Genomic DNA, 11,860 nt, shown 5'->3' with positions numbered 1-11,860 from the left:
AAAAGACTGATTTTTTATACAGTCTGTTTCTTTGCCTCATCGTAAGTTCGGAGCCATGTCAGTTGTAAAACTCGCGCATCACTGCTGGCGCGATGCCTGGCGACGCAGAGCTCTTTGGTAATTTGGTCTTTGGTTGACTCCCACTGCGGCAATTGGGATTCTTCGATAATTTCAAATAAGTCTATGAGTTTAAACTTGGGTGTCATGTCTGCTGCGTCGAACAAGCGTGCCATCCAAACATAATCTTGACCCCAACCGTCGGTATAAACCGTCCGCCCACTGAGGAAGAAATTGAGTTGTTCGGCAACGAACTGTGCGGTATTGCCGCGTTCTATTAGCACTTCACGTGGTATGCCATGCATCCGTGCCGCTTCTTGATCCCAGTGTAACCATTCGTCTTCTGGACGGATCAGTGAGCACCAACCCTCACCGTGGCGCCCCGAAAACCCGACTTCAATTGGATAACTGCCTTGTCCAAAACCTGAAGCTTCAAAATCGATAATGATGGGCACGGACATCATTGCTTACTCCTGAGATTGGCATCGCATGCAGCGACATGCAATAGGGAAATTCCATTGTGCCTTAAATTTTCGGCAAAGCAAGATTTTCGACGCAGGGGCAATACAGAACAGAGATTTATCGTGGTTTTTTTCACTCCTACTGTAGAAATCAGCAGGTACTACGCGCTATAGCCTATGGCAATAAGCTAACCCCATGCTCACGCTGACGGCGCAAGGTTTTTGTCGCGACAAAAATCTCGCGCAGGAAATAGATAAAACTTCCGATCAGGGCAAACACGGCTGCTACAAACAAAGCCGCTATCGTTTGGTCTAAGTGCAGATCTAAGGCATCGCCTAAGAATAAGGCAGCAATCACCAGACAAACCAATAGAGCACAGGTTGAGCTTAAGGTGATGGCGCGATTGATCAAATGTGAGCGTTGATACAGTTCATCTAACTCAATTCGCATATGCGGTGTCAAGCCGCTAGCGCCTTGGGTATTGATGACGTCTTCAATTACGCGTGAGCGGTCAATGATGCGCGCCAAACGATTGGTGAGTACGGTGAGATTGGTGCCGACACCAGTTAATAAAAACACTGGCGCAATTGCCAATTGAATAATTTGTCCGATATTGCCTAGATGTAGATTGATCACGTTGAGTCTCGTGGAATGCGGTGATTAAGTATTTTAGCAGGCTACACCGCAGGCGGCTTCAGGCTTTTGTGCTTCCTTGCGCATCGATTTCTAATCGATTCGCGCCCGTCAGCAACTTTTGACACCAAATTGGGCAGCCTTCGTCGCTTTTTATCCGCTCACTAAGTCGATTCAGGCACAGTGGCATCACTGAGCGATTTGCCTGTTCTCAAAGAGGAAAAATAATGACACAGTTTTTGACACACACACCAGTTTGGGTTTGGTTCTTATTGGCGACTTTATGTTTTATTGGCTATCAACAAACGAAGACGCGCCAACTGTCGTTGCAACGCCTAGTCATTTTACCGCTGATGATGTTAGGTTTATCGCTCTTGAGTTTAAACAATAGCTTTGGCTTTCAAGCAGCAGTGCTTGCATTGTGGCTTAGTAGTTTGTTGTTGAGTACGTGGCTCTTTTACAGCCGTCAGTCTAGTGCGGATGGTAGCTATGATGACGGGAGTGGATTGATGACCGTTCGCGGCAGTTGGTTGCCATTGATGTTGATCTTGGGGATGTTCCTTACTCGATACATCCTTAATGCGGGATTGGCGATGCATGCCGAGTTAGCACAACAATCGGCATTTAGTCTCAGCATTGCCACGACTTTTGGTGTAATCAATGGCGCATTTTTAGGGCGAGTGTTGGGCTTGATTGGTGGGCGTAAAGTTCGCAGTTTACTTCCAGCTTAAATCTGGCATCAGCGTTTCGGTTTAGCAAATTCGGGAAACTCTTCCAGCATAAAAGCTTCCAACTCAGCGCTATCCTCGATGCGCGCAGAGAGGTTGACGACGCGACCTAAGCGACTCGATTCCCAGCGGAAGTCACCTTTGTAGTGGGTACGGATAATTTCTATCATTTTGCGTACCATTGCGAGATCTAAGTTACCGCCGACGCCAGCATCAACTTCGATCGTTTGTTTCCAGCCATTGCTATTCACCTTCCAGCCACGGAAGGTGAATGTTCCTATCCGTACACTCTTGCTGACAATTTGAAAAACACCACTGGTGCCATCTTGCCCGCTTGCTTGTTGCATACTGCGTTTCACATTGGCTTCCGCGACTTGCTGTGGACTTAGGCCACGCTGACCTTGTTCTGCGGTGCGATTTTCATTGGCCGCATTGGCTTCCGCTTTTTGCCGGCGCTCACGTGCAGCGTTGAGCATTGCCGCCATATCAGGTACGACATCTTCATATTTTTTGGGAGGCTCTGCTACTAAATTTGGATCAACAATCGCATCTGGATTTGGCGGCGTGGCGATGGTGTTCTTGGCGGGTTTAGATTTAATCGGCTTCGATTTGGCGGCAGCTTTTTTGGGTTCGGGCTCGCCCTTTTTGACTTGTTTAATTTTGTCCATAATGAACATCATGGGACCAGCAACGGGTTTGCCGTTCTGAATATCTGCTCGGATTTTGAGTAACAAATAAAAAAATACGCCATGCATCAACAGCACAAGCATAATCGCGATCAAACGGCGTGGTCTGATCCTCAATTCGATATGAATAACACCTTGTTCTTCTAGCTCGCGCTCTTTTGATTCTGTGTACAACTTCATGCGGTCTGATTCAAATTGCTTTGCATTTCCATGGAAGTTCGCAAGGATACCGCAATCTGAGCAAAATGCTTGTATCAAAGCATTGCAGCTAAGGATTTGCAGAAGAAGTGCTGGATTTGGGGTTTATTTGGTTGTCTTTGACAACTAAAACTCAGGTAATATGATGTCTTCACTTAACATCCCTACTTTGCTATGCCATCCAAACCAAATTCAGGTTCTTTAGTTAGAGAAGTCAGTCGCTTATTCGTACGCTCGCAGCGTGCTCAAACTTCTTGCGTTGACGGTGCCTCCAATGTCCAGTGTCATGTGTTGACCGAATTACTCAGAGTCGATGGCATTACACAGCAAGCATTGGCTGAACGCCTTTCTTTAGACAAAGCCTGGATCAGTCGTGCCGTCGATTCTCTGGTCGGTGATGGCGTCGTTTCCAAAGTTCCACACGACCTTGATAAGCGCAGCGTGCAATTGAGTTTGACACCGCTGGGGCGGGTACGCGCTGAGAAACTAGAGCAAGCGCTAAATACGCATGCTGCTCAAGTGTTTGATAGCATTCCAGCAGAAAAGCATGCGCAGATTATGGATTCTCTCGCGATTTTATTTGAAGCCTTAAACAAGCATACGGTGGAAGTGACTTCAGAGTAGCTGCTGCGCGGTGATAACAGGGCTAAAACGCTGCCGAACATCGTGGTGTTGGGTTCGATCCGACAAGCAAAATTTACCTCTTAGATATTGAGACCGGCATAATCATGTCTGGCGAGACGGCTAATGAGGCAAAGTCTATCTCGAAGAGTGCCCCGAGTTCGCATTGTTGTTGATACTTGTTTATGGTTTAATGATATCTGTTTTTGCTCTGCGTCATTTCCTCTCAGATCAGCCTTTTTCCTACTTTAAGATTCTCTAAGGTACTTCATGTTGTCATTCAAACGCCAGTTCGCCATCTCTTCCTGTGTAGTGCTCGCTTTGCTTAGCTCCGGCTGCGGCTTGGATGCTTTTGCCACCCGCTACGAAGTCAGTGTGACTGTCAGTGGATTGAATGGCTCAGGCTTGATCTTGCAGAATAATGGCGGCGCTAATTTAGCCGTCAGCTCGAATGGCGTCGTCAAGTTTGCCTCCTACTACGATAATGGTGCCAAATATGCTGTCACAGTGTTGACTGCGCCGAGTGCGCCGGCTCAACTCTGTACTTTGAGCAATGCCAGCGGCACGATTGCCGCAGCGAACGTCAGTAACATCACTTTGGTGTGCAGCAATACTGCCCGCTATGCTTACGTCGCCAATCAAGGTGATAATTCAATTTCAGCCTACAGCATCAACAATGCCACCGGTGCCTTAACCAGTCTCGCTGCACCAGTCATGGCTGGCTCTGCGCCGAGTGCGCTTGCGGTGAGCGCCAATGTTAAGTATGTGTACGCGGTCAATTCTGCCAATCAAAGTCTTTCAACGTTTGCTATTAACGCGACCACGGGTGCCTTGTCCTCTGTCGGTAATGGGATCCCCACTGGCCTCACGCCGACCTCGCTGGCGATAGACCCAAGTGGTAAATTTTTGTATGTGACCAATCAATCCGATAGCAGCGTGTCCGGCTATAGTATTGATAGCAGTACGGGCGTCTTAAAAAGTGTAGGCGCTGCCGTCGCGGCAGGTGCAGGTGCCAGCTCGGTGGCGATAGAGCAAAATGGAAAATTTGCGTACGTCGTGAACAGATCGGCCAATACGATATCGATCTTCAGCGTCAATACCAGTACGGGCGTGTTAAGCGCGACTGGCACGCCAGTAATAACGGGCATGTCACCAAGCGCGATCACGATCGCTCCTAAGGGCAATTACGCCTACGTCACGAATAAATCCAGTAATTCTATTTACACTTTCAGCATGGATGCGACTACTGGCGCTTTAAACAAAACAAGCGAGGTAGCTGCTGGCAATTTACCAAGCGCAATTGCGATAGAGCCGAACGGCAAATTTGCCTATGTCGCCAGCACGACTGATAATGCGGTTATTAGCTATGCCATCAACAGCAGCACTGGTGCGCTAAGCAAGGTAGGCATTGCCACAGTCAAAGGTGTGGTCGGCATGGTCGCTGCCAAGGAATTTTTGTACGTCACTAATAGCATAGACAATACGGTGTTGGTGTATGCGATCGACGCCAACACGGGAACCTTGAGCACTGTGGGCGCGCCGATAGCGAGTGGAAAAAATCCAGTGGCGATTACGACGACGAATTAAACCGAAGTGCTTATTTGAGGTTTATCTTGGTAGGTAGTCAGCCGCGATGGCACGATGATGCGATGATTTTTTCGGTGAAATTCAAGCGCATCAACCCCGGCATGACGATGCTTAGGGCAGTATTGATGACTTTCAGAAGCTCTGAATCGATATGCTGCTTCTGAATTTTCGCTACATCAGATGCCCACCTTCATTACTCACCGCCGCTAAATAACGCTGCGCCTCTTCCCAGCTGATATTGCTGACTTTGACGCGGTCTGGCTCTTGTGACTGGATCGCTTTTGCACGACGCAATTTGGCTTCCTCTTGTTCTTGCAAGCGTTTCTGTTTTTCCACTAGGGCATGCAAAGCGGCTGAGGCTTGCTGCCGTCTCTGTTGTTCTAATTCTTTGCGTTGTCGTCTTTGTTCGGCACGTTGCTGAGCCGCGATGTCGGCCGGCGAAAGCTGTGGCGTGATTGGGCTGGTGGCTTGTACGCCAAGTGTTTGCACGGTTTTTTCTGCTTGCACCATCGCTTGTAATAAGGCCAAGGCACTGGATGGCCTGTGTTGGGCGGATAGGGCAAAACCGCTTTGTAAGACTTGCCACTGCCTTTCACTCAATGCGCTTGGTTTTTTTGCGACTTGCTGATGGTGACGATATTCGCCGAAAGGCAAGACGCCCTCTAGCAATTGATAGATCATGATCGCCATTGCATACACATCCAAAGCTGGGGTGTATTGTGCTTGTTGGTTGCCCGCCTCCGGAGCTCGATAGCCGGCGGTACCCGCATGCGGTGAGCGGGTGCTGGCAAAGCCTGTGGTGCTCAGTCCTGCATTGGTTTGGCTACGTAGACGTGCTGAGATGCCGAAATCGAGCAGTTTGACTTCACCTTGTTGGGTCAATAAGAGATTACTGGGTTTGAGATCGCGGTGTACCAATTTGTGTTTATCCCAGGCGTATTGCAGCGCATGGGCGACTGGTAGCAACATGCTTAGCACTTGTTGCCAATCACAACGTTGATGTTTGCTGAGATAGGTATCGAGGTCTTGTCCATCTAGGTATTCCATCATGATGAAATAACTATTGGTAGCTGGATCGCGTGCCCAGTCGTAGACTCTGACGATATTTTCATGGGCGAGTTTGCGGACCAGCGAGGCTTCTTCTATCAATAAGCGGGTATGCAATGCACTCTGCGTGAACTGTGGCGGTAATATTTTTAAGGCGAGTTTTTCGCTATGGCCCAAGGCTGCCTGTGTGGCCAGATCCGTGACTTGCCACACTTGCCCCATGCCACCTTGGCCTAACAGCCGTTCTAATTTGTAGCGTTTTGCTTGCCCGCCAATTTCCTGCCCGGCGATGAAGCCGAGGTCGGTGCCTTCGCTTGAAACATCATCTTTGTTGGATGTACCGAGTTGACCGTTGGGGCCGAACTCATTGTCCAGGATGGCGTTTTTTCTTTGGGTAAATTCTTGCTCGGTCAGTAGCCCTTCATTGAGCAGATCACGCAATTCTCGAATTTTTTGTAGTGGCTTCTGCATGATTTTGCTTGGATTACTGCTCGGTGTTAATTGACAAGGATAGCTATCTATAAAGCTGTCATTTCCTACCATTGGGCTGCGTAGGCGTTCGGTGCTGCCCAAAGTTTTGTACCATATTTAAATCAATCTGATGCCGTCTTTGCAGCTCCACTTCCCTTTGCTCGCGTTCTTCACGTAAGCGTTCCTGTAGCATTTTCATAACTTGCTCCAAGCTCATGCCTTGCTGGATTTGTGCCATTGCGCTCATAGCCTGTGCCGCGTGCATCGATTGTCCTGCTTGTGCCGCCAAAATCTGTTCTGCGCTCATGCCTGCTTGCGTTTGCAATTTCATGACTTCCGCTAAGGCCGTGGCATTTGGCACGTCTGCTGTGGCGATCTTGCCAGTTTCGCTGAAATTGGCGATGCTACTTAGACGTTCGATTTCCATCTTGGCAAGCGCAATTTGTTGTTGCTGTTCTGCGTTTACGCTTTGTTGTTGCCGCTGCCAACGTTGATGTTCTTCATCCTGACTAATCTGCGCACGACTCTTTTCCAGCTCCACGGCGTGAGCCGCTTTCTGCTGTTCTTGCTGCGCTAGGCGCTGGTGCACTTCCAAGGTGCGCAATAATTTGTCTTGTTGGGTGACCGAGCGTGCCAGTTCGCTTTCCCTTTGTAGGCTATCGATGCTGGTTTGTACTTGTGCGACTTTGAGTTCGGTATCGGTGTCTTTGACTTGTTCTTCTCGGTGTAAATCGCGATAGCGCTGCTGTTGAAGCTCGTCTTCCCACGCTTGCATGCGTTGAAATTCACGCGCCCTGACTTCTGTTTCTAGGCTGATCTGTATTAAACGATTTTTTTGGCGCTCATCTTCTAATTCTTGTTCGCGTTGTTCCAGTTTTTCTTGCTTTTCGCGTAGATTTTGCGCCTGCAGCACCTGTAGTTCTTGGTCGGCGATTAAGCGGCTTTGTGCAATTTCATGTTCTAGCTGTAGCCTTTGAATTTGCTGTGTGATGTCTTGTTGCAATGCTTGTGCCGCTTGTTTGCAATGGAGTTGGCATAGCTCAGACTCGGAGCGCATTTTGATACGCGCCAGAGTGCGTATATGTAGCCATTGATCGGCTTCGTTTTGACGCGCTTCCGATTTTTCTTTGAGCTGGTGTTCTAACGCCCGGATAGTGTCAGCGGTTTCTTGCGTGAGTGCTTGTTTGCGGCTATGGGCTGTGGCGATCTGTTCGTACAAATCGATTTCGCGCAGACGCAGGGTTTGCAAACGCTCCGCTTCATCCTGTTGTAACTTGGCGCGTGTCAGTCGCTTTTTTGCTTTGTCATGTTCGCCTTGTAGATACAGCCAGCCTAGATCTTTGCCAAATTCCTGACGCATTTCTTCATGGCGGTAACGCAGTCGTACTTGCTCTTCTTGTTTGGCAATGCGTTGCCATTCGCGCTCGTTATACAGAGAGTTTTTGTCTTTTGCCTGCGCTAATTCGACGCGTTGTGCGTCAATCTGTAGATTCGCTCTGGTTGCTTGTTCACTCAATTGCTCTCTGTCGCCCGATAATTTGTCATGGCGTAGTTCTGGTACGGTCGCCTGCGTCGCCGCGAAGCCAAAGCTCGCCAGCTGCTGGTTCACGTCGGCGAGTAAATGGGCGTTTAATTGCGTCATCAGATCGGCCTGATCTTCGATACTGCGCAGTGATTGACTGCTGAGCCAGCTTTGTAAAGACAGCCTGATACTGGCGGCAAATAACTCTTGTAATTGTACGGTCGTCAGACTACCTGGCCCGCTCATGAAATGGTGGGCGAAACTGGTAATCTGATCGATCTTGACCCGGACTAAACAGCTCGCCCGCATCGGCAAAAATTCAGCCGTATGCAGGTGGTCAAAATCAAAGTGGAGCGCGAAGGGCGTGGAGCGGGTAATTAAAATCGATAAAGGCTGATCGGGTGCAAAGTGCCTAGTTTTGGCGAGCAGACTGACACTATCGTAGTCGCCAGCAAACAACTCAACACTACGTTGATCTTGCAGAATAAAGGCACGGGCACGCGCTGGGATTTCAAAATGTTCTTTGGCGATGTTAGCGACCGATTGCACAGCAAAGAATATTGCCACTTCATCGTCGGCCGGGATCCAGCGTTGTTGACGTAAAATGGCGTCGTGAAATGGGCTGCCCAGCATGAGTCCGCATTGGGTGCAGTAGTCAGAATCTCGCCGATTTTCATGCTCGCAACGAACACAAATTATTTTAGGACTAGCAAATAACTTGCGCATACCAAACTCCTACTCCAGGCCTTGCCTCGGAAACATTTAAAAAATAATTGCACTGAGGAAAAGAATAGCACTCCCTTTTTTATCGAGTGAGATGAAAAGAAGGGGAAAAGCAGCTCAAATCGGGCTTATACAATAGCCTGTCATGACAGCCTATCGTGATAAGGCGTATGTTGGTATTGGTAGCCGTGCAAATGTTCATGGCAAGACGACAAGTCACTGCTAGTGTCAAGTCGGTGATCTTGTAAAGCTTGCTGATCATGAAACCAAAATTGTCCCTGACGATGGAAAAAAATCGGTGTGTGAAATGGTGTGTGAATGTGAGCTTCTGGCCGCAGCTCCGGTGAAATCAAGTAAAGAAGCTCAGTGACCTGCGTATTGACTAGCTTTTGCAACACCAGCGCGTGAGGGAAAATTTGCGCGACTCTTAACTGCACGATGCCTTTGATGTTGGCACAAAAGTCGATTTGCATACCAGCGAATAATTGCATAGCTTGATTTTTTTCTAGAATAACACCATCAACGATGACACCATAGCGCGAGGTATCGATAATCTCCACACCACCAGTGTCGGTGCGGCGCAAAATGGCGTGCTTTGCACTAATGCGACGCGTGAGCTTAGGGTCATCATGATGTAACAGAATATCGGCCGCCGGATATTGTGCATCCATACGGCCTAACAGCCATTCTTTTAAGGCGAACAAACGAATCGTTGCGCGTGTTTTTGCTACCAGACTGGCGGTATTGTGTTGAGCGTCGATTGGCGCTGGGAGTGCTTCTACAGATGCCGGTGGTAAATTGATTTCGGCCAAGTTTGCCAAATGTGGGACGGCGACTTCGATTAACTCTTCGTCCCAGGCGATGCTGCTCAGTCCGAGTTCACATTTACCACCATCGTTGGTTCTGCTACTGCTCATGTCGACTTGGGCAATCGCCGCATCTTTAGCATAGATCGCGATGTCCAGATTCGCATGTCTGGAATCATTTGCATGATGCAGGCCACTGAGCTTGGCAATCGCGCCATCTTCGGCTAGCACCCTGACATTCTTTTGCGTAGCCAAAAAGACTTGGTGAATTTCACTCAAACTCGCGTTACTGCGTGGTAAAAGTATGGTCGCGGTGCAGGTCCATAAATGGGGATCACCCGTAGAGTCTTGGTAATGCAGTCGTACTTCCAATGGGTACTGGCCATGTTCTTTATACTTGCTCGAAAAGCTGAGCATCAGTGGCGGCCATATCCCTGAAGGTGTGCGGTGTAGTGTTTGTTCACGCTGTGAAGTGCTAATTAACTCAGAGCGAAAGTGAAAGCTTATTTGCCGTATCGATGGCGCCAGATCGGCGCGTAATTCTAGTTTCAAAGTCTGACGTCCACCAGCGGCGCGCGGATCATAGCCGCTGAAACGTACAAACATCGTCGTGGTGCACGCGTGTTCATTCACAGTCTGGGGGGGGAGACTTTGGCTTAGGTCAAGTACTTGCGTTTGATTCATCGTGAACTTCAGTGGCGCTGTTTGACAACACTGTAGTCTCAAATGGGATCGCTAAATCCCCAGAACAGACGGCTGTTTCTTCGCTATTTCTCCAGCCAAGAAGTGAGTTGAACAAAATCAAAAGTCAAATCCATAAGATTGACCAGCAACGTCCGGTGCAGTAACCTAGCCAGCTTCTTTAAGTCAGCAGCATCGCGACTCTCACTACAACCGGAAACTGGAATGAAAAAGATTGTTGTCAAATTTGGTGGATCTAACCTGCGTCAGGCGCAAGATATCGATCGCGTTATCAACGTCGTACAAAGCTATCAGCGTCCTTTGGTATTGGTCGTCTCCGCTTTTTATGGCATCACTAATGCCTTGATTGCTTGCGTACAAGCGGCCAAAGAAGGCGCAGGCACCAAAGCGGCATTGGTAGAAAGTCAGGACTACACCTTACATTTGCGTCGTTTAAAACGTGAAATTATCGAGGCGAACGTGGCCGATCCAGCGGAACGTGATCGGATCGAACAAGCTTTGGCTGTGCGTATTGATCAGTTAGATCGCTACTTGACTGGCATTCACTGCATAGGCGATGTGCCGACATTTGTGAACGATGCGATCCTGAGTTATGGTGAACGGCTGTCGAGTTTGCTGTTAACCGAAGTGTTGCTTAGCCGTGGTATTGAGGCGCGCGAAGCCTTGCCCGAAGATATTGGCTTGATCACTGACGGTGTGTTTGGTAATTCAGCTTGTGATTTTGCCGCGAGTACCTCATCTGTTGCCCGTGCTTTAGAAGGTGATGGCGTGATTATTGTGCCAGGGTTTTATGGTGTAGATCGCGACGGTAAAGCGACCTTGTTTGGCCGCGGTGGCTCTGATTATTCAGCGGCATCGATTGCTTGCTGCATCGGTGCCGAATCTTTGGATGTATGGAAAGACGTCGATGGTTTCTTAAGTGCTGACCCGGGGACAGTGAGCTCCCCGCGTTCAATTGCGCAATTAAATTATTTAGAAGCGGCAGAATTGTCGTATTTCGGTGCAAAGATTTTGCATCCACGTACGGTAGAACCTTTGTTTAACCAAGACATTCCGATTCGCATTTTGAACATTACCCGCCCAGAACGCGGCTTACAGCCTTATACGATGATCAATAATCAACGCAAAGTGACCAAAGACGTGGTGAAAAGTGTCACCTCAACCGAAGATGTGGCGATCCTTAAACTGCATGGTCCTGGCGTTGGTTTTAAATCGGGCATCTTGGCGCAAGTCACCAATGCGCTAGACAGTCATGGCATTAATATTAAGAGCGTATTGACCGCACAAACGGCGATCAATATTTTGCTCGCGCGTGATCATTTGGACGCCGCTTATGACATCGTGGCAGAACATCATTTAGCCGGTGTGGTGGAAGTATCGCGCAATGCCGAAGTGGCAATTGTGGCGGTGGTCGGTGATGGCGTATTAGAAGCGTCTGATGTAGGCAGTGCCATTGCCAGTCGCGCACTGTCAGCGGCGATCGCCAGTGGCGTGCGAGTGTGCTTAGCTGCGGCGGGTGCTAGTGAGGTGGCTGCTTATATGTTGGTACACCAAGAGGATAGAAAGCTCGCTTTGCAAGCCGTGCATAGTGAATTTTTTGGCTAGCAGCCCGTGATC

Annotated in this window: 10 protein-coding genes; 4 read left to right on the top strand and 6 right to left on the bottom strand. The window is 48.8% G+C overall.

The annotated features are described in order from the left end of the window. Positions 1 to 14: 14 nt before the first annotated feature. Positions 15 to 521, bottom strand: coding sequence for a 3'-5' exonuclease (locus tag H8K52_RS13265; protein WP_246464522.1), 507 nt, complete (start codon positions 519 to 521; stop codon positions 15 to 17). Between the two features lie 172 nt (positions 522 to 693). Continuing rightward, positions 694 to 1,152 (bottom strand): DUF2721 domain-containing protein, encoded by a 459-nt coding sequence (locus tag H8K52_RS13260; protein ID WP_186923453.1) that lies wholly within the window; start codon positions 1,150 to 1,152, stop codon positions 694 to 696. 131 nt (positions 1,153 to 1,283) lie between these two features. Between H8K52_RS13260 and H8K52_RS13255 the strand changes: the two genes are divergently transcribed. Beyond that, positions 1,284 to 1,883 (top strand): DUF6622 family protein, encoded by a 600-nt coding sequence (locus tag H8K52_RS13255; RefSeq protein WP_343044201.1) that lies wholly within the window; start codon positions 1,284 to 1,286, stop codon positions 1,881 to 1,883. A gap of 8 nt (positions 1,884 to 1,891) precedes the next feature. On the opposite strand, the gene H8K52_RS13250 is transcribed toward H8K52_RS13255, so the two are convergent. Then, complete coding sequence (locus tag H8K52_RS13250) at positions 1,892 to 2,746, bottom strand: hypothetical protein (protein WP_186923393.1); 855 nt, start codon at positions 2,744 to 2,746, stop codon at positions 1,892 to 1,894. Positions 2,747 to 2,938: 192 nt separating this feature from the next. On the opposite strand from H8K52_RS13250, the gene H8K52_RS13245 reads away from it, so the two are divergent. Together H8K52_RS13245 and H8K52_RS13240 are read left to right on the top strand one after the other, a co-directional pair. Continuing rightward, positions 2,939 to 3,388, top strand: a complete 450-nt coding sequence (locus H8K52_RS13245) for a MarR family winged helix-turn-helix transcriptional regulator (RefSeq protein ID WP_186923392.1) — start codon at positions 2,939 to 2,941, stop codon at positions 3,386 to 3,388. Between the two features lie 267 nt (positions 3,389 to 3,655). After that, positions 3,656 to 4,972: a lactonase family protein gene (locus tag H8K52_RS13240; RefSeq protein ID WP_186923391.1), complete on the top strand. Its 1,317-nt coding sequence runs from the start codon at positions 3,656 to 3,658 to the stop codon at positions 4,970 to 4,972. A 171-nt stretch (positions 4,973 to 5,143) separates the two neighbouring features. Here the strand turns inward: H8K52_RS13240 and H8K52_RS13235 are convergent, their stop codons facing one another. From H8K52_RS13235 to H8K52_RS13225, 3 genes are all read right to left on the bottom strand, one after another. Beyond that, positions 5,144 to 6,490 (bottom strand): serine/threonine-protein kinase, encoded by a 1,347-nt coding sequence (locus H8K52_RS13235; RefSeq protein WP_186923390.1) that lies wholly within the window; start codon positions 6,488 to 6,490, stop codon positions 5,144 to 5,146. Positions 6,491 to 6,548: 58 nt separating this feature from the next. Then, positions 6,549 to 8,738, bottom strand: a complete 2,190-nt coding sequence (locus H8K52_RS13230; RefSeq protein WP_186923389.1) for a coiled-coil domain-containing protein — start codon at positions 8,736 to 8,738, stop codon at positions 6,549 to 6,551. Positions 8,739 to 8,878: 140 nt separating this feature from the next. Further along, complete coding sequence (locus H8K52_RS13225; RefSeq protein WP_186923388.1) at positions 8,879 to 10,225, bottom strand: FHA domain-containing protein; 1,347 nt, start codon at positions 10,223 to 10,225, stop codon at positions 8,879 to 8,881. A 222-nt stretch (positions 10,226 to 10,447) separates the two neighbouring features. On the opposite strand from H8K52_RS13225, the gene H8K52_RS13220 reads away from it, so the two are divergent. Continuing rightward, positions 10,448 to 11,848 carry an aspartate kinase gene (locus tag H8K52_RS13220; protein WP_186923387.1) on the top strand — a complete coding sequence of 467 codons (1,401 nt, stop codon included), beginning with the start codon at positions 10,448 to 10,450 and terminating at the stop codon, positions 11,846 to 11,848. Positions 11,849 to 11,860 lie beyond the last annotated feature (12 nt).

This window comes from Affinundibacterium seohonense, from assembly GCF_014284305.1.
In the GTDB taxonomy this organism is placed as follows: Bacteria; Pseudomonadota; Gammaproteobacteria; order Burkholderiales; family Burkholderiaceae_D; genus Undibacterium; species Undibacterium seohonense.
The sequence above is the reverse complement of the archived record's forward strand: the minus strand, read 5'-3'. Positions and strand labels throughout refer to the sequence as shown.